24 protein-coding genes are annotated in these 24,766 nt (G+C 69.6%); 7 read left to right on the plus strand and 17 right to left on the minus strand.

Annotation, left to right across the window (positions count from 1 at the left end; translation table 11 throughout):
- Positions 1-76: 76 nt before the first annotated feature.
- From ACZ4WS_RS19800 to ACZ4WS_RS19880, 17 genes are all read right to left on the minus strand, one after another.
- Entirely contained in the window at positions 77-940 is an 864-nt protein-coding gene (locus ACZ4WS_RS19800; protein WP_467982029.1) for a hypothetical protein, read from the minus strand.
- Positions 941-974: 34 nt separating this feature from the next.
- Positions 975-1,502 (minus strand): hypothetical protein, encoded by a 528-nt coding sequence (locus tag ACZ4WS_RS19805; RefSeq protein ID WP_467982256.1) that lies wholly within the window; start codon positions 1,500-1,502, stop codon positions 975-977.
- A 38-nt stretch (positions 1,503-1,540) separates the two neighbouring features.
- Complete coding sequence (locus tag ACZ4WS_RS19810; protein ID WP_467982030.1) at positions 1,541-2,818, minus strand: MCE family protein; 1,278 nt, start codon at positions 2,816-2,818, stop codon at positions 1,541-1,543.
- Positions 2,815-4,113: an MCE family protein gene (locus ACZ4WS_RS19815; RefSeq protein ID WP_467982032.1), complete on the minus strand. Its 1,299-nt coding sequence runs from the start codon at positions 4,111-4,113 to the stop codon at positions 2,815-2,817. Before ACZ4WS_RS19815 ends, ACZ4WS_RS19810 begins: the two co-directional genes overlap by 4 nt.
- Positions 4,110-5,252: an MCE family protein gene (locus ACZ4WS_RS19820; RefSeq protein WP_467982034.1), complete on the minus strand. Its 1,143-nt coding sequence runs from the start codon at positions 5,250-5,252 to the stop codon at positions 4,110-4,112. Before ACZ4WS_RS19820 ends, ACZ4WS_RS19815 begins: the two co-directional genes overlap by 4 nt.
- Positions 5,252-6,253, minus strand: coding sequence for an MCE family protein (locus ACZ4WS_RS19825; RefSeq protein ID WP_467982257.1), 1,002 nt, complete (start codon positions 6,251-6,253; stop codon positions 5,252-5,254). Before ACZ4WS_RS19825 ends, ACZ4WS_RS19820 begins: the two co-directional genes overlap by 1 nt.
- A gap of 176 nt (positions 6,254-6,429) precedes the next feature.
- The gene (locus ACZ4WS_RS19830) at positions 6,430-7,467 is read right to left on the minus strand and encodes an MCE family protein (RefSeq protein ID WP_467982036.1); all 1,038 of its coding nucleotides are present in this window, start codon (positions 7,465-7,467) and stop codon (positions 6,430-6,432) included.
- Positions 7,464-8,717 (minus strand): MCE family protein, encoded by a 1,254-nt coding sequence (locus ACZ4WS_RS19835; RefSeq protein ID WP_467982037.1) that lies wholly within the window; start codon positions 8,715-8,717, stop codon positions 7,464-7,466. Before ACZ4WS_RS19835 ends, ACZ4WS_RS19830 begins: the two co-directional genes overlap by 4 nt.
- A gap of 14 nt (positions 8,718-8,731) precedes the next feature.
- The gene (locus ACZ4WS_RS19840) at positions 8,732-9,559 is read right to left on the minus strand and encodes an MlaE family ABC transporter permease (protein ID WP_467982039.1); all 828 of its coding nucleotides are present in this window, start codon (positions 9,557-9,559) and stop codon (positions 8,732-8,734) included.
- A gap of 3 nt (positions 9,560-9,562) precedes the next feature.
- Entirely contained in the window at positions 9,563-10,333 is a 771-nt protein-coding gene (locus ACZ4WS_RS19845) for an MlaE family ABC transporter permease (protein WP_467982041.1), read from the minus strand.
- Positions 10,330-11,274, minus strand: a complete 945-nt coding sequence (locus tag ACZ4WS_RS19850) for an ABC transporter ATP-binding protein (RefSeq protein WP_467982043.1) — start codon at positions 11,272-11,274, stop codon at positions 10,330-10,332. Before ACZ4WS_RS19850 ends, ACZ4WS_RS19845 begins: the two co-directional genes overlap by 4 nt.
- Positions 11,275-11,408: 134 nt before the next feature.
- On the minus strand, positions 11,409-12,422 hold the full coding sequence (locus tag ACZ4WS_RS19855; RefSeq protein WP_467982045.1) for an RNA polymerase sigma factor: 1,014 nt from the start codon (positions 12,420-12,422) through the stop codon (positions 11,409-11,411).
- Between the two features lie 16 nt (positions 12,423-12,438).
- A complete protein-coding gene (locus tag ACZ4WS_RS19860) occupies positions 12,439-12,645 on the minus strand; it encodes a hypothetical protein (RefSeq protein ID WP_467982048.1) in 207 nt (68 codons plus the stop codon).
- A 238-nt stretch (positions 12,646-12,883) separates the two neighbouring features.
- The gene (locus ACZ4WS_RS19865; RefSeq protein WP_467982050.1) at positions 12,884-14,554 is read right to left on the minus strand and encodes a carboxylesterase/lipase family protein; all 1,671 of its coding nucleotides are present in this window, start codon (positions 14,552-14,554) and stop codon (positions 12,884-12,886) included.
- A 76-nt stretch (positions 14,555-14,630) separates the two neighbouring features.
- Positions 14,631-16,082, minus strand: coding sequence for an alpha/beta hydrolase-fold protein (locus ACZ4WS_RS19870; RefSeq protein WP_467982052.1), 1,452 nt, complete (start codon positions 16,080-16,082; stop codon positions 14,631-14,633).
- An 80-nt stretch (positions 16,083-16,162) separates the two neighbouring features.
- Positions 16,163-17,821: a carboxylesterase/lipase family protein gene (locus ACZ4WS_RS19875; RefSeq protein ID WP_467982054.1), complete on the minus strand. Its 1,659-nt coding sequence runs from the start codon at positions 17,819-17,821 to the stop codon at positions 16,163-16,165.
- Positions 17,822-17,947: 126 nt separating this feature from the next.
- A complete protein-coding gene (locus tag ACZ4WS_RS19880) occupies positions 17,948-18,184 on the minus strand; it encodes a hypothetical protein (protein ID WP_467982056.1) in 237 nt (78 codons plus the stop codon).
- A gap of 470 nt (positions 18,185-18,654) precedes the next feature.
- Here ACZ4WS_RS19880 and ACZ4WS_RS19885 point away from each other — a divergent pair, with 470 nt between their 5' ends.
- From ACZ4WS_RS19885 to ACZ4WS_RS19915, 7 genes are all read left to right on the plus strand, one after another.
- Positions 18,655-18,924: a YkoF family thiamine-binding protein gene (locus tag ACZ4WS_RS19885; RefSeq protein WP_467982058.1), complete on the plus strand. Its 270-nt coding sequence runs from the start codon at positions 18,655-18,657 to the stop codon at positions 18,922-18,924.
- Positions 18,921-19,289 (plus strand): helix-turn-helix domain-containing protein, encoded by a 369-nt coding sequence (locus tag ACZ4WS_RS19890; RefSeq protein WP_467982060.1) that lies wholly within the window; start codon positions 18,921-18,923, stop codon positions 19,287-19,289. The genes ACZ4WS_RS19885 and ACZ4WS_RS19890 overlap by 4 nt, the downstream gene beginning before the upstream one ends.
- A 175-nt stretch (positions 19,290-19,464) precedes the next feature.
- Positions 19,465-19,980, plus strand: a complete 516-nt coding sequence (gene uraD, locus ACZ4WS_RS19895; RefSeq protein ID WP_467982062.1) for a 2-oxo-4-hydroxy-4-carboxy-5-ureidoimidazoline decarboxylase — start codon at positions 19,465-19,467, stop codon at positions 19,978-19,980.
- Entirely contained in the window at positions 19,977-20,405 is a 429-nt protein-coding gene (gene uraH / locus ACZ4WS_RS19900) for a hydroxyisourate hydrolase (RefSeq protein WP_467982063.1), read from the plus strand. Before uraD ends, uraH begins: the two co-directional genes overlap by 4 nt.
- Positions 20,406-20,410: 5 nt before the next feature.
- Complete coding sequence (pucL, locus tag ACZ4WS_RS19905) at positions 20,411-21,334, plus strand: factor-independent urate hydroxylase (protein ID WP_467982064.1); 924 nt, start codon at positions 20,411-20,413, stop codon at positions 21,332-21,334.
- Positions 21,335-21,495: 161 nt separating this feature from the next.
- Positions 21,496-22,872, plus strand: a complete 1,377-nt coding sequence (locus ACZ4WS_RS19910; protein WP_467982066.1) for an 8-oxoguanine deaminase — start codon at positions 21,496-21,498, stop codon at positions 22,870-22,872.
- Between the two features lie 399 nt (positions 22,873-23,271).
- Positions 23,272-24,603, plus strand: a complete 1,332-nt coding sequence (locus ACZ4WS_RS19915) for a nucleobase:cation symporter-2 family protein (RefSeq protein WP_467982259.1) — start codon at positions 23,272-23,274, stop codon at positions 24,601-24,603.
- The last annotated feature ends 163 nt before the right edge of the window (positions 24,604-24,766 follow it).

Raw genomic sequence — 24,766 nt, forward strand, 5'->3', positions numbered from 1 at the left:
GGGAGCACTGTCAAGAGCGCGCGCAAAAAAGTGCCCCCGCGCGGCATGCGCGGGGGCACTTTCCGGCAGGGGCTGATCAGAGCGCGTCGACGGCGCTCACCTTCCAGCCGGCGGACGTACGGCTGAGCGTCATCCGCACCCGGTTCAGATCCACCCGGGACCCCGAGACCTGGGTGCTCTTGGTCACCTGGTTGACGAAGAGCAGGACCACGGCCCTGTCCGGCGAGGCCGACACCACGGAGGCCGCCGGGGCGCCGCCGGACGGCTCCACGACCGTGGCCTTCACGACCCCCTCGTACTTCTTGGCCGTGGGCCCGACCACCGTCGTCGTGGTCTTCGCGTACTCGTCACGGAAGCGCCCGGTGAGATGGGCGCGGGCCGCGGCGAAGTCGCGCTCCAGATGCCGGTAGTCGTACGACAGCACGACGGGCGCCGCCTGCCGCGCCGCCGTGAGTGCCTGGCCCCGCGCCTGGTCGGCCCGGCGGGCCTCCCGGTACTGCCACCCCAGCACGGCGACCGCGGTCAGGCCTGCGACGAGCAGGACGGCGAGCACCGCGGTGAGCAGCCTCCGCCCGCGCCGACGCGTCGGCGCACCGGCGCCGGGCTCCCCGGCCTCCTCCGCCGGATTCTCCTCGAAGGCCTCCGGCGCCGGCTCGGGTGGGTCGTCCCAGCCGTCCGGGCCGTCCGGGGCCTCGATGAGAAGGGTGCGCCCGGAAGGCTGCTTCTCCGGCAGCGGCTCATCGGCGGTGGCCGCCGCCACTCGGTCCCGGACCGCCGGAATCACCGGGACCGCCGGGTCCGCCGGAATCACCGGGGCCGCCGGGATCGCCGGATCGTGGGTGACACGCGCCGCGCGCTTGGCCGCCGCGCGGGCGGCAGCGGTCAGGGTACGGCGGGCGGGCGAGCCGGAGGTGTGGCCTCGGGAGGTCGGGTTCGCCACGGTCTTTCTCCTCACTGGTGGTGCGGGTAGGGGGTCATCCGACGAACTCGACGTCGGAGGTCAGCCAGCGCCCGTTCCGGTACACGAGGTCGAGCTGCAGCCGGTAGGTGCGCGCCTCCCCCTGGGGCACGGCGGTGTTGGTCACCTTGCTGTCGGCGACCACCAGGACGCGGGCCGAGTGGCCGTCGGAGCGCACGATGCCCGCCTCTAGGACCTGCCCCTCGGACACCGACTTGTTCTGGGCGACCAGCTGGGTCAGCTCCTCGGTCTGCGCGGCGAACTGCTTCTTGAAGTCGCCGGTGGCGCTCTTCAGCACGTTGCCGCTGTCCTGGTCGTAGTGCCGGTAGTCGAGCGAGGTGAAGTTCAGCGCCGACTGACGGGCCGCCGCCAGGATGTCCTGGCGCCGCTGCTCCGCCTCGTGCCGGTCGTACAGCTGGACGCTCAGCCAGATCGTCAGCGCCGTCGTCAGGACCGTCGCCACGGCGAGCCCCGCCGACAGGACCCTGGCCCGTACTCCCGGCGCGAGGAAACCCCAGTTCATCGCCGACACCTGCCCTCGCATCACGGTCACACGCCCCCTCATCGCGAACACCATTCCGCTCATGCCATCGGTCCGACGAGCAGCCATTGCCACGACTCCTTTCCGAACACGGTCTGCTGGCCGCCCGTCGAGCCGATCTCGACGGGCGTTCCGTCCGGCCCCATGGCGGTGCCGGTCTCCGGGTCGTACGGCGTGACGTACGCCGCCTGGTTCGCGCCGTCGGAACCGGACGACGTACCGGGGGCGTTCTGCGCGCCGCGTACCGAGGTGGCACCGCCGCGCGGTGCCGTGCAGCGCGCGGCGGTGTTCGCCGGGCGGGTGCTCGTGTCCGCCGGGTCGCGCCGACCCGTTCCGTATCCCTGGGTGCAGGGCGGCGGGTCGTCGGCGTTGACGACCAGACCGAAGTGGGTGGTGCCGTCGCCCGGGACGACGGTGTAGCTGCCCGCGACCACCACCGGGAAGGTGACCAGGGCCTGTTCCACGCCGGGCAGCCGCGCCAGCGTGACCTGGCCGCCGCTGATCAGATTGGCCAGCAGCACCGAAAGGCGCGGCCCGGTGGACTTCAGCAGCGAGTTCACCTGCTGCGCGGCGGGCGTCGCGTTGCCGATCAGCTTGCGCAGGTCCCCGTCGCTCGACTTCAACTCCGCGGTGAGCGCCGCCAGATCGCGCGCGAACGACTTGATGGACGAGCCCTGGTCGGCCTGTGTCTTGAGCACCTTCCGCGCGTCCTCGATCAGCGAGATCGTCTGCGGGAGCGAGTCGGACGCCGACTCGACGAGCGCGTTGCCCGAGTCCACCAGCCTGCTCAGCCGCGGCCCGGTGCCGGAGAAGGCCTTGCCCAACTCGTCGACGGTGACCCGCAGATCGTCCTTGCCGACCGAGTTGACCAGCCGGTCCAGGCCGAGGACGAGATCCGTGGTGGGCAGCGGCACCCGCGTGCTGCCCCGGGGGATGGTGCTGCCGTCCAGCAGGTACGGGCCACCGGACCGGCGCGGCTGGAGATCGACGTACTGCTCGCCCACCGCCGAACGGTTCGCCACCACCGCCAGCGTGTCGGCCGGGATGCGCGGCCCGTCGTCCTTCAGGTCGAGGGACACCGAGACACCGTCGGAGCCGGACAGCCCCAGCGCGCCGACGCGGCCCACCGGCACCCCGCGGTAGGTGACCTCGGCGCCCGGGAAGATGCCCCCGGAGTCGGCGAAGTCGGCCCGCACGGTGTAACCGCGGCCGAGGAGGTCGTCCACCAGGCCCGTGTACTCGGCGCCGACGTACGACACACCGACGGCGGTGACGGTGGCGAAGGCGAGCAGCTGGGCCTTGACCGTACGGGTGATCACGGCTGTATCCCCTTCAGCATGAGCTCGGCGAGCGCGAGGTCGATTCCCGCAGGCACGTCCCGGTCGGTGGTGTAGCTGCTGGTGCACACCGGCGGGCAGAGTGGACCGCCGCCCGACGGAGCCGAGGGGACGGGCTTGTCCGGCAGGGCCGGGGTGCTCGGGAGCGCGGTGGGCGTCGGAACGGCCGGCAGATCCGGGAGACCGGGAAGCGCCGGGGTACCGGGCGTGTCGTTGGTGCCCGAGCCCCCCTTGCCCTCCTTGCTCCCCTTGCCCGGCTTGTCGGTGAGGTTGCCGTAGAGGCTCGCCAGATCGAGGTCGGCGGTCACCTTGAGGTTGACGTAGTCGCCCTTGATGGCGTCCGCCGCGTTGCGGGGGAACGGGTAAGTGGTCAGCAGCTCAAGAGAGTTGGGCAGATCATCGCCCGCCTTGTTCAGCTGTTGCAGGATCGGCCGGAGCTGCTTGAGATTGGCGACCGTGTCGTCCCGCGAGGCGTTGACCACCTTGGTGCCCGTCTTGCCGAGCTTCGACAGGGCGGTGAGCATCCGCGTCAGGTCGCGCCGCTGGTCGGCGAGGACCTTCAGCGCGGGCGGCATCGTGTCGACGGCCCTGGCGATCGTCTTCTTCTCCTTCCCGAGCCGTTTGGCCAGCCGGTCGATGCCCTTGAGGGCGCGCACGATGTCCTTGCGCTGCTCGTCCAGGCCGCCGATGAACGTGTTCAGCTCCTCGAGCAGGGACTTGACCCGGTTCTCCCGCCCCTCCAGGGCCTTGTTCAACTCCACGGTGATCGTCTTGAGCTGGGCCACTCCGCCGCCGTTGAGCAGCGCGGACAGTGCGGAGAGCACCTCCTCGATCTCCGGGTTGCGGCCGCTGCGGGACAGCGGGATCCGGTCGCCGTCGCCGAGCCGTCCCACGGGGTCGGTGCCCGGCGGGGCGGACAGGGCCACGTACTTCTCGCCGAGCATGCTGGTCTGCCGCAGCTCGGCGACCGCGTTGCCGGGCAGCTTCACCGAGTCGGCGACCCGCAGTCGTACCCGCGCGTGCCAGCCGTCCAGCTCCACCTTCTCGACCGCGCCCACGGTGACGTTGTTGACCTTCACGGCCGACTGAGGCACGAGATCGAGCACGTCGCGGAACTCGACGGTCACCCGGAACGCGTGGCCGTCCGCCGCGGCACCCCCGGGCAGCTGGACGTCGTACCAGCCGCTGAACTGGCAGCCGGACAGCAGCAGCGAACCGACCGCCGCCCACGCGACCGCCCCGCCCACGCTCGGTGCGCCCTTGCGCGGCCCGCTCATGCGCTCGCCCCCAGGATTCCGCCGAGCGTCCTGTCGACGGTGCCGGTGCTCGGCACCGCCGGGGTCTTCGGCAACTCGGGCAGGGAGTCGAAGAGTTTCCGCAGCTCCTGGCAGTCGGGACTCTTCCCGCCCGCGTCCCCGGTGGTCTTCAGTACGGAGCACAGCAGCGAGGCAGGATCCTGCGGCTGGTTCGGGTTGTCGCGGGTGTCGAGGGTTCCGGCGGACGCGTTGTAGGCGTTCTGCAGATTCGACAGACCCGTGGGGGCGACCTCCAACAGCTCGGCCAGCGCGGCCCGTTGGGTGACGAGCACCTTGGTGACCTTGCTGAGGCCCTGCACGTTCGACGTCAGCGACTTCTTGTTCTTCTTCACGAAGTCGGCCACGTCACCGAGCGCCGTCCCCAGGTTCTTGAGTGCCGCAGCGAGATCCCCGCGTTCCCCGGCGAGCTGCTTCGCGACCTCGGCGAGGCTGCTGTTGAACGACCGCACGCTCTTGTCGTCGGCCGCCAGCGCGGCCGTGAACACCTGGAGATTCCGTACGGTCCCGAACAGGTCACCCCGGCCGTCGGACATCGTGGTGACCGCCTGCGAGAGGTCCTCGACCGTCTGGTTGAGGTTCGTGCCCTGCCCTGCGAGGTTGTCCGCGCTCACCCCGAGCAGCCGCGACAGCGAGCCGTCCTGGTTGGCGCCCTTCGGGCCGAGCGCCTCGGACGTCGTGTGCAGGCTGTCGAAGATCCGGTCCAGTTCGACCGGTACGGCCGTCCGCGACTCGGGGATCACGTCGCCGTCCCGCATCAGCGGGCCCTTCCGGTACACCGGCAGCAGCTGGACGTAACGGTCGCTGACCACCGAGGAGTTGATGATCGCGGCCTGGGCACCGGCCGGGACCCTGCGCCCCTCGTCGTACTCCAGCTCCACCCGCACCCGGTCGCCCTCCGGCGTGATCTTCTTGACCTCGCCGATCCGGACGCCGAGGACACGGACGTCCGAACCGGGGTAGATGCCGACGGTGCGCGGGAAGTACGCCGTGACGCGGACGCTCTCGGAGCGCGGCCAGAGCACGACCGTGAGCGCGCCGACGAGGGCCACGACGGTGAGCAGGACCAGAGGGGAACTCCGGTGCAACAGACGTGACTTCATCACGAACCTCCCGTGCGCGGCACCACCGGAGCGGCGACCAGGTTCTGGATGTAGCTGTCGAACCAGCGGCCGTTGCCGAGGGTGTTGGTGAAGACCCGCACATAGGGCGCGAGCAGTTTGACGCTCCGGTCGAGGCTCGACTGATTGCGTTCGAGCATCCCGACCACGCGGTTCAGGCCCTTGAGCGCGGGGCCGATCTCCTTGTCGTTGTCCTCGACCAGGCCCGAGAGCTGGATGCCGAGCGCGGCCGAGCTCTTGAGCAGCTTGTGGATCGCCTTGCGCCGCTTGCCGATCTCCTTGAACAGCTGGTCGCCGTCCTTGACGAGGGCCGTGAAGTCCGCGGAATGCTCGGCCAGCACCCCGGTGACCCCGTTGGCGTGGTCGAGCAGCCCGCGCAGCGCCTCATCGCGCGAGGCCACCGTCCTGGAGATCCTGGACAGGCCCTTGATGGACGCCCTCACCTCGGCGGGCGAATCCTGGAAGGTGGTGGAGATGGTGTCCAGGGCGGTCGCCAGCTGCTCGGTGTCGACCTCCTCGGTCGTGGTGGTCAGATCGCTGAACGCCTGGACGACGTCGTACGCCGGCACCGTCCGCCTCAGCGGGATCTCACTCCCGGGCTTCAGCTGCCCGGGGCCCTTCGGGTGCAGGGCGAGGTACTTGGCGCCGAGGATCGTCCTGACCCGGATCGACGCGCCGGTCGACGTGCCGAACCCGGGATCGCCCTTGATCTTGAACGTCACCTTGACGTGGTCGCCGTCCAGGTCGACCTCCTCGACCTTGCCGACCTTGACCCCGGCGATCCGTACCTCGTCGCCCGGCTTGAGGCCGCCCGCCTCCGAGAAGGCGGCGCTGTACGTCTCGCCGCCACCGATCAGCGGAAGGCTGTCGGCGTTGAACGCGGCGACGGTCAGCAGGGCGAGGAAGGTGAGGCCTACGGCGCCGATCACCACCGGGTTGCGCTCGCGGAACGGGGTGAGGCGCGGGCGCCGGGGCAGCCGCATCCGCGGCAGCTTCGGCGGGAGGATATGGACCTTCACCAGCGGTTCCGGGCGTCGGCGACGCGGGGCCCGGCGCGGAAGGAGCCGTATCTTCGGCAGCTGGGGCGGCAGGATCCGTACCTTCACCAGCGGTTCGGGGCGGCGATTGCGGGAGGCCCCGCGCCGCAGGATGCGCTTCGTCATCCGCCGCACCTCGCCCTCGCCACGTGCAGCTCGGGAGTGAGCACCTGCTTCGTCTTCGGCAGGACGACCCGGCCGTCGAAGTCGCAGAGGTAGAAGTTGAACCACGAGCCGTAGGACGCCGTCCCCGTCAGCTCGTTGAGCTTGTTCGGCAGCCGCTTCAGCACGCCCTCCACGGTCTTCTCGTTCTTGTTCAGCGTTCCGGTGAGATCGGTCAGCTCGGCGATGTCGTCCTTCAACGGCGGGCGGGCGTCCGCCAGGAGCCCCGAAGTGGCGCCCGTCAGATCGCCGATGCTCACCAGCGAGTCCCCGATGGGCTTGCGGTCGGCGGACAGACCGGAGATCACCCGCCGCAACTGCTTGAGCAGCCCGGAGAACCGGGCGCCGCGCTTGTCCAGCGTCTCCAGCACGGTGTTGAGGTTGTCGATCACGGAGCCGATCAGCTGGTCGCGCCCCGCGAGCGTCGTGGTGAGCGAAGCGGTGTGCGCGAGCAGGCTGTTGACCGTGCCGCCCTCGCCCTGAAGCGTCTTGACGATCTCGGTGGCGAGCTGGTTGACGTCCTTGGGGCTGAGCGCGGCGAACAGCGGCTTGAAGCCGTTCAGCAGCGCGTTGAGGTCCAGCGCGGGCTGGGTCCTCGACAGCGGGATACGGCCGCCGGGCCGCATGCGGGTGCCGTCGCCCGCGCCCTCGGTCAGCGCGATGTACCGCTGCCCGACCAGGTTCCGGTACCGGATGACCGCGCCCGTGCTGTTCAGCAGCGGGCGGTCCGCGCCGACGGTGAAGGTCACCTCCGCCAGCGTCCGGTCCTTGATCCGGATGCCCTCGACCTCGCCGACCCGCACCCCGGCCACCCGGATGTCGTCGCCCCGCTCCAGGCCCGTGACGTCGGTGAACACCGCGCGGTACGTGTGCTTCGGGGTCAGGGAGATGTTGACGATGGTGGCGGCGAGCAGCGCCGTCGCCAGGATCGTCACCACGGCGAAGAGGCCGAACTTGACCAGCGGTGCGGCGGTCTGCCGGGTTCCTGAAGTCCTCATGCGACGCTCACCGCCGTCCCGCGGGCCATCGGCCCGAACAGTAGCGTCGCGACCGGCGGCACCTCGTCGGCGGGCACGCCCATGACGGGTGCCACGAGCGAGCCGACCGCGCGCTGCTCGGACCGGGTGGCGGACACGCCGACGCTCCCACTTGAACTCCCCTTCGCCGTACCGTCGTTGAGGTGGATGTCGGGTGCGGGCACCCGCGGATTCGGGAGGCCGCGGCAGTCGGGTCCGGACCGCTCGCCGTAACGGGGCTCCTCACCGGGCTCGTACGCGGATCTCTGACGTACGACTTCGAGAGTGATGCGCATTTTGCCGCCCTTGTACGCCTCCTCCGAGGCCTGCTCCTGCCTGACCAGCCCGTCGAGGAGGCAGGGGTACTCGGGCGAGTAGCGGGCGAAGAGCTGCAGTGTGGGGCGGGAGACCCGGCCGAGGGTGATCAGCCGGTCGCCGTTCTCGGCGAGGAAGGCGTCCGCTGTGCCCGCGACCGTGGCGGTCGAGGTGAGCGCGGCGGCCAGTTGGTCCCGCTTCTCGACGAGGGTGCGGCTGGTGGTGACGGTGTTGCGCAGGATCTTCATCAGGTCGGGCGCCGCGTCGCCGTACACCTCGGCGACGTCCGCGAACCGCGCGATGTCCTCCCGGAGGGACGGCAGGTGCGGGTTGATGCGGCGCAGATAGCCCTCGACCCGCGTCAGGTTGTCGCCGATCCGGTCCCCGCGCCCTTCGAGGGCGGTGGAGAACGCGGAGAGCGTGGCGTTGAGCTTTCCGGGTTGGACGGTCCGCAGCAGCGGCAGCAGATCGTCCAGCAGCCGCTGCAACTCGATGCCGGCCTTCGTGCGGTCCTGGGTGATGACGTCCCCGGCGCGGATGGGCCGGGCGGCGGAGCCTGCGGGTGCGACCAGGTCGACGTACTTCTCGCCGAACAGCGTCTTGGGCAGCAGCCGGGCGTGCACGTCCGAGGGGATGTACGCGACGTACTCCGGCTTGAGCGCGATGTCCAGCGTCGCCTTCGTGCCGTCCGCGCGCACCTCACGCACCTCGCCGACCAGCAGACCGCGCAGTTTGACGTCGGCGCGCGGATCGAGCTGGTTGCCGAGGGTGTCGGCCTCCAGCGTGATCCGTACGACGGGGGTGAACACCTGCTGGTAGACGGCGACGGAGAGGGACAGCAGGAGCGCCAGCACGGCGATGAACAGGACTCCGTACAACCGCAGTCTCAGTACTCTCGTAGCTCTCGTACGGCTCACCCCGCTCACCCCGCTCACCCCGCTATCCGTACGGTCGTGTTGGCGCCCCAGATCGCCAGCGACAGGAAGAAGTCCAGGACGTTGATGGCGACGATCGAGGTCCGCACCGCGCGGCCCACCGCGACGCCGACGCCCGCCGGGCCGCCGCTCGCGTAGTAGCCGTAGAAGCAGTGCACGAGAATGATCAGGACCGCGAAGACGAGCACCTTGCCGAACGACCAGAACACGTCGACCGGCGGCAGATACTGCTGGAAGTAGTGGTCGTAGGTGCCCGCCGACTGCCCGTAGTAGCCGGTGGTGATGGTCCGGGCGGCGAAGTACGAGGACAGCAGCCCGATCACGTACAGCGGGATCACCGCCACGAAACCCGCGATCATCCGGGTGGTCACCAGAAAGGGCAGCGACGGTACGCCCATCACCTCCAGGGCGTCGGTCTCCTCGCTGATCCGCATCGCGCCGAGCTGCGCGGTGAACCCGGCGCCGACCGTCGCGGACAGCGCGAGTCCGGCCACCAGCGGGGCGATCTCACGGGTGTTGAAGTACGCCGACAGGAACGCCACGAAGTTGGAGGTGCCGAGCTGGTTCAGCGCCGCGTAGCCCTGGAGGCCCACCTCCGTGCCGGTGAAGAACGACAGGAAGGCGATGACGCCGACCGTGCCGCCGACCACGGCGAGCGCGCCGCGGCCGAAGCTCACCTCGGCCAGCAGTCGCAGGATCTCCTTCTTGTAGCGGCGCACGGTGCGGCCGGTCCATGCCAACGAGCGCCCGTAGAACGCGAGTTGGGTTCCCAGCTCTTCGAGTGATCGGAGCGGGCGGTCGAGAGCGCGGTGGAGGAGTCGCATCGGCTAACCCCTCTGCGGAACAATTTGGAAGTACACGGCGGTCATCACGAAGTTCGTCACGAACAGCAACATGAAGGTGATCACCACGGACTGGTTCACGGCGTCGCCCACGCCCTTGGGGCCGCCCTTCGCGGTAAGTCCCTTGTAGGAGGCGACGATTGCGGCGATCGCGCCGAAGACGAGTGCTTTGAGCTCGGCCGCCCAGAGGTCCGACAGCTGGGCGAGCGTGGTGAAGGACGCCAGGTACGCGCCGGGGGTGCCGTTCTGCAGGATCACGTTGAAGAAGTAGCCGCCCGCGACGCCGACGACCGACACCAGGCCGTTGAGCAGCACCGCCACCACCATCGAGGCCAGGACGCGCGGTACGACGAGCCGGTGGATCGGGTCGATGCCCAGCACCTGCATCGCGTCGATCTCCTCACGGATCTTTCGCGCCCCGAGGTCCGCGCAGATGGCTGTGCCGCCCGCCCCGGCGATCAGCAGCGCGGTGACGATCGGCGAGGCCTCCCGCAGCACCGCGAGCACCGAGGCGGCGCCCGAGAAGGACTGGGCGCCCAACTGCCGGGTCAGGCTGCCGATCTGCAGCGCGATGACCGCCCCGAAAGGGATCGACACGAGAGCGGTGGGGAGGATCGTGACGCTCGCGACGAACCAGGCCTGCTGGATGAACTCCCTTGCCTGGAAGGGGCGTCGGGGCAGGGTGCGGACGACGTCCAGGGCCATCGCGAAGAGGTTGCCCGAATGTCGGAGCGCTCCGGTCGGTGAGAGGCTCATGCGCCCGCAGCCTCCTTCCGGTGCAGCTCGGCTTCGCGCCTTGCGATCGCCTCCCAGCGGGGCGGGCGGGTGATGCCGGGGCCCGGCAGTAGGCGTGGCGTCATGTCGTTGCCGACGTGGCGGGCCCGCCGGTCCGTGTCGCCGAGACGCGCCAGCTCCTCCTCGACCTGCGCGGCGTCCTTCTCCTCAGCCATACCGATCGGCCCCTGCATCCGGCCGTTCAGGAACTGTCGTACGACCGGCTCGTCACTGGTCAGCAGCCTCTCGCGGGGGCCGAACACGACCAGCTCGCGACGGAACAACAGCCCGATGTTGTCGGGCACTTGGCGGGCCGAGGCGATGTCGTGCGTGACGATGAGGAAGGTCGCGTCGATCTGGGCGTTGAGGTCGACGATCAACTGGTTGAGGTAGGCGACGCGCACCGGATCGAGTCCCGAGTCCGGCTCGTCGAAGAGGATGATCTCCGGGTCGAGGACCAGCGCACGGGCGAGACCGGCCCGTTTGCGCATGCCACCGGATATCTCGCCGGGCAGCTTCTCCTGCGAACCGATCAGCCCGACCATGTCCATCTTCTCGAGCACGATCCGCCGGATCTCGCTCTCGGACTTGCGGGTGTGCTCGCGCAGCGGGAAGGCGATGTTGTCGTACAGGCTCATCGACCCGAACAGCGCGCCGTCCTGGAACAGCACGCCGAACAGCTTCCGCACCTCGTACAGGTCGTGTTCGCGCAGTCTGGTGATGTCCCGGCCGGCGATCCGGACCGAGCCCCGGTCCGGCTTCAGCAGCCCGACGAGCGTCTTGAGGAACACCGACTTGCCCGTGCCCGAAGGGCCGAGCAGCACCGAGACCTCTCCGGCGGGCAGCGTCAGCGACACGTCCTGCCAGATGACCTGGTCACCGAAGGACTTGCTCAGCCCTTCCACACAGATCTCGACACCCATCCGGTCCACCCTTCAGCCGTGGAGCAGCTCCGACATCTGCTCTACGGGGAGGGGCGGGGCGTCCGTCGCGGCGGACGTGATTTTTTTTTGCGGGCGGTCCAGCGGGCGGTCCAGCGGGCGATCCGGAGGGCGGTCTACGGAAGTGCGCCCGAGGTCGGTACGTCGACCGGGGCGGACGGTAGGACGGAAGCGCCCGCGCCGTTCGGGATCTCCGGCGTCTTCGGGAGCTCGGGCAGGGGCGGGACATCCGGCACGCCCGGCACCCGTGGCACCTCCGGGGCCGAAAGCTCCGGCACCGGAGAGAGCGACACCTCCGGCAGGGACGGCACCGACAGCGGCAGCAGCGGCCGGTCGCCGGACGACTCCGTCGTCTGGGCGGCGGGGACTGCCGACGCCGCCGGCCGTTCGGGCGCGTCCGGTGACGGCACCCGGCCCGCGCTGTCCGTCTCCCACGCGTCCGTGGCCCGGGAGACGGCGGGCCGCGGCGCCGCGCCCTGCCCGTCGGAGTCCTGCACGTGCGGCAGGGCGAAGAACCCCGCCACCGCCAAGGTCGCCGCCGTCGACGTCACCGCCACGGCCTGCGCGTGCCCGCCCGCGCGCGGCCTGCCGCGCCCGCACAGGAACAGGGCGAACCCCAGCGTGCCCGCGAGCGAGTCACGCAGGGTCCGGCGGGCCCGGGCCAGCAGTGACTCGACCGTGCGATAGCTCAGGCCCATCTTCAGGGCGACCTGGCCGACGTCCAGATCCTCGGACTTCAGCCAGATCGCCTCCGCCTGGCGGGCGGGCAGCTCCCCGCTGCGTACGGCCAGCCACTTGGCCTCGGCCCGGTCGCACACCGCCTCCTCGACCGGCACCGGTCCGGGGGCGACCAGCCTGGGACGGCTGCTCACCTCCGCCTCGCGGTTGACCTGCCGGTACCGGTCGACGCACAGCCGCACGGTCACCGTCGTCAGCCAGGCGGCGAGACGCTCGTCGTCGAGGTCCGGGCGCTCGGCGGCGCGCAGCATCGCCTCGTGCACGGCGTCCTCGGCGTCCTCCTGGCTCATCGAACGGCGACGGGCCACCTTGAGCAGCTGCTCGCGATGGCTCCACATGTGCCGCCAACGGTCGTGGGCCGCTTGTATCTCCGTAGGCATGTCCGTCGCCATGAGGGCCCCTTCGCGCTCACCCGCCGGTCTCGTGCCGCCCGGCGGGTGGCGACATTACCGCCGGGTATCCGCAGTTGTGGAGGGGGGCGGCCCTCATCGAGTTCTCATCGTTGTCAGCGGTCGGTTTCCCGTCGTTGCCGCCGGTCAGCGGACCGGCGCCGGGCAGCACCCCGTCATCCGGGAGGTCGATGCCCGGGTCGGGCAGCGGGATCACCGGCTCCACGGTCTCCTCGGCGGCGCCCGCCGGACGGGACTCGGTGGGGCTGGGGGAGGGGGAGGGCGTCGCGGGTGTGGGCGATGCGGTGTGGACCGGGCTGCGGGGCGGTGTGCGGGTGGAGACCCACGGGGCGACAGCGATGCCCGCGGGTGGAGACCCACGGGCACCGCCGCCGCGCTGGGGAAGGCGTCAGGACAGCGTGGCCCAGAAGGGGCGATGCTCCGTAATGCGGCTCGGTACAGGGCTACCAGGCCTCCTGGGTCATGAAGAAGCGCTTCCAGAAGTTGACTTTGTCCGGCTCCGCCACTGGAATCGGCCCGAAATGGTCGCCGGCCTCCATCACGGTCGGTGAATGCACGTCGTAGGCACGCCACTTGGGCAGGCCCGGCCCGTTGGGGTTGCCCGTGGCGGCGTAATTCGCCCAATAGGACGACATGATGTCCGCGATCTTCCGGTCCGCGTCGGTCCACGGGAGGGTCGCCGGGTACAGATTGCCGAAGACGTAGGCGATTTCCGAGGCGTGGTAGGCGCCTCTGATGTCGTGATCCGGGCCGGGCGGCCGGTGTGTCCAGAAGTAGGTGTACACCGGTTTCGTGGTGTGCCGGGTCCACTCCGTTCCCCAGAGGTACGTGGACACGCGCGAGTTGTCGCGGATCGCGTCGTTGCTGATCAGTGCCGCCTCGTCGTCCGTGCTCGCGGGATACAGCCTCAGGAATTCATCGGCCATGGAGCCGAATTTCTGCCGGGCGGCACTCACGTAGTCGGCCAGCGTGACATGGACGGGTGGCGCGCCCGGCCTGCCGGGATACCCGTGCTCGCGCCAGTAGTCGAAGGCGGTCTCCGGCACGGCGCCGCTTTCGTCCAGGTTGTTGCCCGCCAGGAACGCGACGTTGTTCTGCGTACCCTGGCGGTACGTCTTGCTGTATCCGGACGGGATCACCCAGCCGTCGACAACGGGGCGGAAGAGCGGCGGTTTTGCGATGCTCCCGGTATCGACGGTTTCGTCCGGAAGTGAGGCGGCGTCGGTGAAGTCAGTCCAGGGCAGCGCCCGCAGTTCTGCCAGGGACTTCGCACCGTGCTTCGCCGCATAGGCGACGCCCTGCTCTTCGGCCGTCCCCGGTTTTCTGTACGACACGCCCAGGTAGCGCAGTTCCGGGTCGCCCGGTTCACGGACCTGGCTCTCGGCGATGGACCTTTCGAACAGTCCCCTGGCGAGCGGGGAAATCGACAGGAAGCCCACGGAACCCGCGCCCGCGGACTGCCCGGCGATGGTGACGTTGCCGGGGTCGCCACCGAACGCGGCGATGTTCTTCCGCACCCATGTCAGAGCCGCGACCTGATCGAGCAGCCCGTAGTTACCCGAGACGTCGCGTCCGGATTCCCGGCTCAGCTCGGGTGTGGAGAGAAATCCCAAGGCGCCGAGCCGGTAGTTGAACGTCACGACGACCACGCCCTTGCGGGCCAGGTTCTCACCGTCGAACAGCGGGTCCGAACTCGTGCCCCCGGAAAAGCCGCCGCCGTAGATCCAGACGAACACCGGACGCCGCTCGCGGCTGGTGGACGCGCCGGTCCACACGTTGAGGAACAGGCAGTCCTCGTCCATCTGGAAGGTGGTGCCGGCCTGCGGAGGCGAGGCGCCGAAGGCGACGGCATCGCGCACGCCCTTCCAGGAGGCGGGCGCCGCCGGGGGCCGCCAGCGGAGCTTTCCCACCGGCGCGGCGGCGTAGGGGATGCCCTTGAAGGCGGTGATGGTGGGGTCGCTTCCCGGCGCGCCCCGCACCAGGCCGGACGCGGTCCGTACGGGTTTCCTCGTGTCGGCCGATGCCGGACCCGCGGCGCCCAGCACGGGTGCGGCCGCGGCGAGGAACAGGGAGACGATCAGGCTCCGTCTGGTCGGTGTCGTGTCGCTGGACATCACGCGGGTACCTCCTCTTGTTCTGGCCGGGGTGTCTGTTCCGGCCGAGGTGTCTGTTCTGGCCGGGCGTGCCGGATCATCCGGTCACCGACGGGAAGAAGGCCGTACGGGTGAGGAAGTCCCTGATGAGCTGGCGCCAGACGTACCACTCGTGGCCACCGTTGACGAAGTCCGCGGCCAGCCCCACACCTGCCTCGGCGAGGGTGGACATCACTCGGGCGTGGTAGTAGTGACCGGCGCCGACCACTCCGCTCGGTGTGACGCCGGGCTCCTGCCAACCGCCGCCGGTGAAGATGCCCACCTTCTTGAACGCCGCCACCTGCGCGGCACTGAGGGATGACCCCTCCGGGATGGTGAACTTGGCAACCGCGCCAGGGCTCAGGACCCCGTAATAGCCGAACTCGGCGGTGTTGTTGAACAGCAACGAGAGTGCGATCGAGCCGCCGAAGCCCTGCCCGCCGACTGCCCGCTCCGACGGAGAGGTGGACACCTGGTAGTGCGACTCGACATAGGGAACGACGTTGTCGAGGAAGTTGGCGTCGAACGCCGGATAACCGTTGGCATCCGAGGTTTCCCCCAGACTGTTCGGCATGACGACCACCATCGGTTGAATCTGCCCGGTGTCGATCAGGTCGTCCAGGATGTTGCCCACATCGCCCTGAGTGCTCCAGTCCGTTTCGTTGTCACCGCCACTGAACAGGTAGACCGTCGGATACGGCTTCGACCGGTGCGCGTCGTAACCCGGCGGGGTGTAGACGGCGAGGCGGTTCGTGCCCTCGGGGATGATCGGGCTGGATGTCGGGTAGCTGACGTCGGTCAGCGTGCCGCGTTCACGGCTCGGGGCCTGCCACCCGAGGTCGACCGTCCCGAACTTGGGGTCCGAGGGCACGTAGACCTGGCTGAGTGCCTGGACCGAGCCGACGGCGTGGCCGCTCTTCTGGTTCCACGGCGGATTGCTCGGGTCGGACACCTCGGTGCACCCCGACTGCGTCGAGCTGGAGCAGTCGACGTAGAAGCCGTAGTTGAAGATCCCGGACGGCAGGGGGGTCGTGTAGGACCACACTCCCGTGCGGGCGTTCTTGGTCATGTCGGTCACGGGCCAGTTGGCCTGGGAGGAGTTGGGTGAGCCGATCGGGATGTCACCGGGCTGCCACTGTGTGGGCAACAGCCCGGGCGTGGCGATGACGGTGGTCTTGGTGCCGGCCAGGGCGGAGAGCTTGTACGGGTTGGCGAAGTACCACTCACCCTTGATCTGGACGCTGGTGGCGGTGGGGTCCTTGTAGCGGAACGTGACCTGGTAGCCGGTCGGCCCGGTGCCGGTGTGGACCACCTTCGGGGCGAGTGCGCCGACTTCGGCGTGCGAGGAGGCGGGGGAGCCGGAGGAGACGCCGGAGACTCCGGAGGCGGGCGATGACGGTGCGGTCAGGAGCAGGGCTGCGGCGAGTGCAAGGACGCCGCGGAGCAGCCCTGCCTTCCAGCCCGGTCGGCGCCGGATTCCGGCGCGGCTGTGTACAGCTGTCTCGTGCATGGTGATCTCCGACAGGAGGTTGGGGGTGCCCGGCCGGCGCCCCGCCCGCGGGGAGCGGGAGCGCCGGCGTGCGCGGACCGTCAGGACGAGAGGCTCTTCCAGAAGTCGAGGTTGTGCTCCTGGCCGAACTGGGTGGAGACCTTGGAGCAGGCGGCCGGGGCCTTGCCGCTCGCCGGGGAGGTGTCACAGGCAAAGAGCGACATCAGGGCCTCGGTGCTGGTGCTGTACTTCGGCCAGGCCGGAGTACGGGCCCCGTTCGGGTCGCCGACGGCGGCGAAGCGGCCCCAGAAGGTGATCATCTGCCGGGAGAGCTCCAGCTGGTCGTCGTCGTAGGGCAGGGTCTGGCCGAGGTAGTCCCAGATGTAGCCGAGGTCGTCGACGTGCACGGCGCCGCCGAACGGGAAGTTCCGCGCCACCTCGCTCTTCTGCTGGAGCAGGTAGATGGAGGTGAAGTGCGGCGTGTCGCTCTCGGCGAACTCGTAGGCATACGTCGGCACCCAGTGCGACAGCGTTCCCATCAGCTGCTGGCGGGCGTAGGAGGTGGAGCCGTTCTGGACGGCGGTCCACGCCTGGCCCGGGGTGGCGTAGGCGCTGAGCGGGTACTCGGCGAGCACCTTCTCGGCGTTTGCTCCGTAGGCGGCGCGGACCTCCGTCTCGTACTGGGCGGAGGTGAGCGGTTTGCCGAGGTAGTCGTAGTTCTGGAACGTGAACAGCCCGCGTTCGCTGTTGGTCTGCCCGAGCATCACCGGGACGCGGTTGAACTTCCCGGTCTGGACGGCGACCGCCGGGTCGGTCGGGAAGGCGGCGCCGCCGAGGGAGGGCCGTACACCCGCTTTCTGCTGGGCGGTGACGATCGCGGAGGCGGGCTTGGCGCGCAGACACGCCGGCACGTCCGAGGCGGTGGAGCAGCCGACCTCCTTGACGAAGGCCAGGCTCTGCGTCTCACCCGCCGCGGCGGACTGCACGCTGCAACCGCCGCTCATGATGCCCGCCCGCGCGAAGAGGCCCTTGGCGGTGGGCGAGGACATCTGGGCGCAGACCGAACTGGCGCCGGCGGACTGCCCCGCGATGGTGACGTTCTTCGGGTTGCCGCCGAAGCGGACGACGTTGGACTGCACCCAGCGCAGAGCGGCCTGCTGGTCCAACAGCCCATAGTTTCCGGGGCCGTCGGCGCTCTCCTTGCGCAGCTCGGGCAGATTGAGGAAGCCGAGCGGGCCGAGCCGGTAGTTGACCGTGACCACGACCGCGCCCGTCTGCTCGACGAACGTGCGTGGGTTGGTGTCCTGTCCCGCGCCGCCGGAGAAGCCGCCGCCGTGGATCCAGACGAGCACCGGGAGGCGGCCCTGGGTGCCCTTCGGTACATAGACGTTGAGGGAGAGACAGTCCTCGGTGGTGATCGCCTTCTCGTAACCGGGGTCCCAGCCGGCGGCCTGGGCGCAGCGGTCGCTGAACGCGGTGGCGTCGCGCACGCCGTTCCACTCGGCCGCGGGCTGCGGAGCCTTCCAGCGCAGCTTGCCGACCGGGTCGGCGGCGTAGGGGATGCCGAGCCACTCGTCGTACCCCGTCCGGCTGCCGCCCCGCACCTTGCCGTTGGTGGTCTCCACCACGGTCGAGGTGGGGCGTTCGATGCTCTGCGCCGACGCACCGGTGGACACCAGCGGGGTCATGAAGCCCAGACCGAGCAGGCCCGCGGCGGCCAGGGCGGATCTGATCCTGCCGTTCAGTCTCCTGCGTCTCATCGTTCCCTGCTTCCTGTTGAGGGTAAGGAGGTGGGGGGTGAGGAAAGCGGAGGTCTTCCGGCCGGTGTCGGTCGCTCCTGGAGTCGGTCGGCCGGCGTCAGCCGAGCCAGAAGTCGCCGGTCGGCGTCAGCCGAGCTCGCGCAGGGGCGGCGCCGCGTAGGGAAGGCCGAGGAACTGGTCGGCCTTGGCCGTCGCGACGCCCTGTACGAGGCCGCTGTCGGTCCGGACGACCGGGGCCGTGTTGCCCCGCTCGGCCTCACTCGCGGATCGTGCCGCGACGGTCGAGGCCCCGAGGACCAGGGCGGGTACGACGAGGGCCGCCGTCCATGCGGCCAGGCGCTGCTTCCGTGGATGTCTGATCACGCGCGCCTCCGGGGGGAGGGCCGCGCGGGCGACCGGCGGGGTCGTGCGGTGACGAAGAACCAGTGAATGCGGTACGCACCGGTCGGCGCGGCGGAACGGTATGCGGGATACGTGCGTATGCAGCTGTGCCGGCTGTTGGCGCTGTGGCGGAACGTGTGCCACGAGCGCTGTGAGCCGTGTTCGCGTGTCCGAGAACGTAACCGCGCGGCAATATTGTTAGCAATATGTGCGCGCAAATTTCCAACAATACTTGAAACGATCCGGGCCGACGGCGGGCCTCAGGCCTTCACAACTCGTGGAAACTCGTGGACGGGCGACGGCGCCGGCCCAGGTGCGGGAGGCTGAAGCCTCGGTAGGGCCCCGAATGTGGCGTCGGCTAGCGTCGTCGCGGAGCAGAATATGCCCCGGATGTGCCCTCCCGGTCTGGAAGGGCGAGAGAGCATGCAGCTCAGAGACGTTTTGGGGACACTGTGCGACTGAGAGTGGAGTTCACCACCGAGCCCTTCGATCTCGACGAGGCGCCCCCGCACGCGCTGGCCGCCCGCGAGGTCATCGAGGCGGCCGAGCTGGACGCCGTGGACGTCGGGCCGTTCGGCAACACCGCGGAGGGCGGCGCGGACGCGGTGCTCACCGCGGTCGACGCGCTGCTGCGCAAGGCCCTGGAGGCGGGCGCCACCCGGGTCTCGATGCAGGTAAACGTCGTCGGCGCTGTCGGCGCCGTCGGGGAGGGCGACAAGTGACCGGCATTGGGGAGGACCCCTTCGTCACGGCCGTCAAGCCGCTGGTCGACGCCATGGGGGGCGAGATGCTGCCGCCCGACCAGGCCGGCACCGACGACGTCGTACTGTCCTGGGAGGGCGCGGACGTCGTCGCCGTACGCCTGCCCCAGCTCGCCGACTCGCTGGACCACATCCTGGCCGCCCTGGAGCGCAAGCAGGGCAAGCCGCTGGCCGACCTCGACCGCAAGTCCAAGCAGGAGGTCGTGCGCATACTGGAAGCACGCGGAGCCTTCTCCGTGCGGCACGGTGTGGAAACCGTGGCGAGCGCGCTCGGGGTGAGCCGGTTCACCGTCTACAACTATCTGAACCGCGAAAAAGAGGCCTGAGCGAGGAATCCGTGGCGCAGGGCGGCTGAGGCCGTCTCGCGCGCGACCCGCCGCCGTCCGGACTGTCCGGACGGCGGTTTTCGTTACCCGGAGTTTTCAACAAAGTGTTGACGTGGTGTTTCCGAGGGCGTTAGCTATCCGCAGCCCGTCCAGCACAAGGCCACGGAGGCTTCCCGTGACTTCGAGTACCACACCTGGCGGCCTCGCCCGGTTCAACGCCCTGGAGGAGAACGCGGCCTTTGCCGCCCTCCACGAGGCCTGTGCCTCCTCGGCGTGGGTGCGCAGGCTGCTCGCGCAGCGCCCCTACGCCACCACCGAGGACCTCTTCCTGGCCAGTGACGCCGCCATGGCGGAGCTGACCACCGCGGACCTGGAGGAGGCGATGGCGGGGCACCCGCCGATCGGGCGGCCGAAGCCCGGGGACCCGACCTCCTCCCGGGAGCAGCGCGGCATGGCCGGCGCCTCCGAGGAGCTCAGGGAGGAGATGCTCGAACTGAACCTGGCCTACCAGGAGAAGTTCGGCCACGTCTTCCTCATCTGCGCCACCGGCAGGACCGGCGAGCAGATGCGCGACGCGGTCAAGGAGCGGATCGGCAACGCGCCGGAGCAGGAGCGCGAGATCGTCCGCGCCGAGCTGGGCAAGATCAACCGCATCCGGCTGACCCGCCTCGTCGAGGAAGAGAACGCATGAGCACCGACACCACCGCCTCCGTGTCCACGCACATCCTGGACACCAGCGTCGGGCGCCCCGCCGAGGGCGTCGCCGTCCAGCTCGCGGCCCGTACGGGGCGCTCCGCCCATTACGGGCAGGGCGGAGACTGGCAGGCGCTCGGCGGCTCCGCGACCGACGCGGACGGCCGGTGCAAGGACCTTCCGGCGCTGCCGGAGGGGACGACCCACGTACGGCTCGACTTCGCAGTCGAGCGGTATTTCGAGTCGGATTCAGAAACAAAGCAAGCCGATGCGCAGCAGGACGCCCCCGCGAATCGGGACAGCGATGCGACCGGAGTGTTCTTCCCCGAGGTGGCGATCACGTTCGCCGTCAAACCGGGCGAGCATTACCACGTACCGCTGCTGCTCAACCCGTTCGGCTACTCCGTTTACCGAGGGAGCTAGCAGACATGCCCACGATTCTGGGACAGAACCAGTACGGCAAGGCCGAGAACCGCGTCGTCAAGATCACCCGCGACGGCGACACGCACCACATCAAGGACCTGAACGTGTCGGTCGCACTGAGCGGCGACATGCAGGAGGTCCACCTCTCGGGCTCCAACGCGAACGTCCTGCCGACGGACACCACCAAGAACACGGTGTACGCCTTCGCCAAGGAGTACGGCATCGAGTCCGCCGAGCAGTTCGGCATCCACCTCGCCCGGCACTTCGTGACGAGCCAGGAGCCGATCAAGACGGCGCGCATCCGCATCGAGGAGTACGCCTGGGAGCGCATCGAGACCTCGGACGCCAACTCCAAGTTCATCGGCGCCGACGAGGTCAAGCACTCCTTCGTACGCAAGGGTCAGGAGACCCGGGTCACCCAGATCACCTTCGACGGTGAGAAGTGGGAGGTCATCTCCGGCCTGAAGGACCTCGTCGTGATGAACTCGACGAACTCCGAGTTCTGGGGCTACGTCAAGGACAAGTACACGACGCTCCAGGAGGCGTACGACCGCATCCTGGCCACCCAGGTCTCCGCCCGCTGGCGCTTCAACTGGAGCGGCGACGAGCAGAAGATGCCCAACTGGGAGAAGTCCTACGACCAGGTCAGGAAGCACATGCTCCAGGCCTTCGCGGAGACGTACTCGCTGTCGCTGCAGCAGACCCTCTACCAAATGGGTTCGCGGATCATCAACAACCGCAGCGAGATCGACGAGGTCCGCTTCTCGCTTCCGAACAAGCACCACTTCCTGGTGGACCTGAAGCCGTTCGGGCTCGAGAACGACAACGAGGTCTACTTCGCGGCCGACCGTCCGTACGGGCTGATCGAAGCCACCATTCTGCGCGACGGCTGCGAGCCGCACATCCCGGAGGACCTCACCAACCTGTAGTACTGCGGCCAGCAGTACTGCTGCTCCACCCCCGACGCGTGCGCCGGCGTCAAGTCCCAGGGGAGAGCGGGGGCATCTGCGCAACAACAGCACCACGGACCCGGTCGTCACCCCGCTCGACCCCCGGGTCCGTCCGCCAATGGGAAGAACGAGGAACCGCCGTGGCAGCTTCGCGCATCGTGATCGAGAACTGTTCCATCGCGACTGTGGACGCAGGTGACACCGAGTACGCCTCGGGCCACATCGTCGTCGCCGACAACAAGATCGAGTCGGTGGGCGCCGGAAAGGCCCCCGAGAACCTGGAGAACGTGGTCCGCCGCATCGACGGCACCGGGCACCTGGCCACCCCCGGCCTGGTCAACACCCACCACCACTTCTACCAGTGGATCACCCGCGGCCTGGCCACGGACCACAACCTCTTCAACTGGCTCGTCGCGCTCTACCCGACCTGGGCGCGCATCGACGAGAAGATGGCGTACTCGGCGGCCCAGGGCTCCCTCGCCATGATGGCCCGCGGCGGCGTCACCACTGCCATGGACCACCACTACGTCTTCCCGAAGGGCTCCGGCGACCTGTCCGGCGCCATCATCCGGGCCGCGCGTGAGACGGGCGTCCGCTTCACCCTCGCCCGCGGCTCCATGGACCGCAGCGAGAAGGACGGCGGGCTGCCGCCGGACTTCGCCGTCGAGACCCTCGAAGGGGCGCTGGCCGCCACCGAGGCGACCGTCGACGAGTACCACGACGCCTCCTTCGACGCCATGACGCAGGTCGCCGTCGCGCCCTGCTCGCCCTTCTCCGTCTCCACCGAACTCATGAAGCAGGGCGCCGAGCTGGCCCGCCGCAAGGGCGTACGGCTGCACACGCACGGCTCGGAGACCGTGGAGGAGGAGCAGTTCTGCAAGGAACTGTTCGGGATGGGCCCGACCGACTACTTCGAGTCCACCGGCTGGCTCGGCGAGGACGTGTGGATGGCGCACTGCGTCCACATGAACGACTCCGACATCGCCGCCTTCGCCCGTACGAAGACGGGTGTGGCCCACTGCCCGTCCTCCAACGCCCGTCTGGCGGCCGGTATCGCGCGCGTTCCCGACATGCTGGCGGCCGGCGTCCCGGTCGGCCTCGGGGTCGACGGCACCGCCTCCAACGAGTCCGGCGAGCTGCACACCGAGCTGCGCAACGCCCTCCTCATCAACCGCCTCGGCGCGCACCGCGAGGCCGCCCTGAACGCCCGTCAGGCGCTGCGCCTCGGCACATACGGCGGCGCCCAGGTCCTGGGCCGCGCCTCGCAGATCGGCTCCCTGGAGCCGGGCAAGCTCGCCGACATCGTGCTGTGGAAGCTGGACACCCTGGCGCACGCCTCGATCGCCGACCCGGTGACCGCGCTGGTCTTCGGCGCGGCGGCCCCGGTCACGCTCTCGCTCGTCAACGGCAAGCCGGTCGTCGAGGACAGCCGACTGCTGCACGTCGACGAGGACGCCATTGCCCGCTCCACGCGGGAAGAGGCGCAGCGCCTGGCGCGGATCACCGCGGAGGCCTGACGGTCCGGCCTGGCACGGACAACCGTACGGGCCTGACAGTGCGGCCCGCGCGGATCGCCGTGCAGGTCTGAACAACTGGAGATCTCCGGCTGAGGGGGACGGCCTTCAGCCGGTAGCCGTGGACCCGAGCGGGGTCCATGGCGGCCGTTTCCGGGGGGTGTGCGTGGACGCGTGCGCTCCCCGGAACGGTCTCCGTGACCAGGAATCCCTCTGCGTCACGGTCACTGTCCCGGTCCCGCACGACCGCGCATCACCTCCTTGAACCCCGCGTCAACGCTGACGTGCAAACCGACCGGAGGAGCCGCCGTGGCCGCCCAGCCTGAGCCAAGCACCGATGCAGTACCAGCCCCGACCGCCGACTCCAAGCACCCAGTCGACGAGAAACTCCCGCCCCTGAAGATGGCGACCACCGGCCTGCAGCATGTGGCCGCCATGTACGCCGGAGTGGTCGCCCCACCCCTGATCGTCGGCGCGGCCATCGGCCTGTCGGCCACCGAACTGACCTTCCTGACCGGCGCCTGTCTGTTCACCGCGGGCCTCGCCACCTTCCTGCAGACCCTCGGCTTCTGGAAGATCGGCGCCAGGCTGCCGTTCGTCAACGGCGTCACCTTCGCGGGTGTCGCGCCCATGACCGCGGTCGTCGCCTCCACCAAGGACAAGAGCGACGCGCTGCCGATCATCTTCGGCGCGGTCATCGTCGCGGGAGTGCTCGGCTTCATAGCCGCCCCCTTCTTCAGCAAGGCGGTCCGCTTCTTCCCGCCCGTCGTCACCGGCTCCGTGATCACCCTCATCGGCGTCTCGCTGCTGCCGGTCGCCTTCGGCTGGGCGCAGGGCCCCAACCCTGCGGCGGACGACTACGGTTCGATGACCTACCTGGGCCTGGCGGCCGCGACGCTCGTCATCGTCCTGCTGCTGCGCCGCTTCACCCGCGGCTTCGTCAAGCAGATCGCCGTGCTGCTCGGCCTGGTCATCGGCACGCTCGTCGCGATCCCCTTCGGTGTCACGGACTTCAGCCCGGTGGCCGACGCGGACGTCGTCGGCTTCCCGACGCCGTTCCACTTCGGCGCCCCGCAGTTCCAGGTCGCCGCGATCGTCTCGATGATCGTGGTCATGGTGGTCTCGATGACCGAATCGACCGCGGACATGCTGGCGTTGGGCGAGATCGTCGAGCGCCCGGCCGATGAGAAGACCATCGCGGCCGGTCTGCGCGCCGACACCCTCGGCTCGGCGCTCAGCCCGCTCTTCAACGGCTTCATGTGCAGCGCCTTCGCGCAGAACATCGGCCTGGTCGCGATGACGCGGATCCGCAGCCGGTACGTGGTCGCCACCGGCGGCGGATTCCTGGTGCTGATGGGCCTGTGCCCGATGGCCGCTTCGCTGATCGCCGTCGTACCGCGTCCCGTCCTCGGCGGAGCGGGCGTCGTCCTCTTCGGGTCGGTCGCGGCCAGCGGCATCCAGACCCTCGTACGGGCCGGCCTGGAGAAGGACAACAACGTCCTGATCGTCGCCGTGTCCCTCGCGGTCGGCATCATCCCGATCACCGCGCCGGAGTTCTACCACGCGTTCCCGGAGACCGCGAAGATCGTCCTGGACTCGGGCATCTCGACGGGCTGCATCGCGGCCGTGGCCCTCAACCTCGTCTTCAACCACCTCGGCAAGGGGCGGGACGCGGACGAAGTGACCCATCCCATGGAGGCGGGCGAGGACCTCAAGGCGGTCCCGGCGCACTGACGACCCGGGCATGACCTGGGCATGACCCGGGGCATACGGAGGGGGGGGGGGGCCCCGGGGGCGCGGCCCCCCCCCCCCCCCCCCGGTGGTTTCTCCCGGGTGGTGAATTGTCCCCCTCCCCCCCCCCTTTCCCGGGGGTGTGGGGGTTCCACTCTCCTTCCCC

It is taken from the genome of Streptomyces sp. NPDC029292 (genome assembly GCF_055569295.1).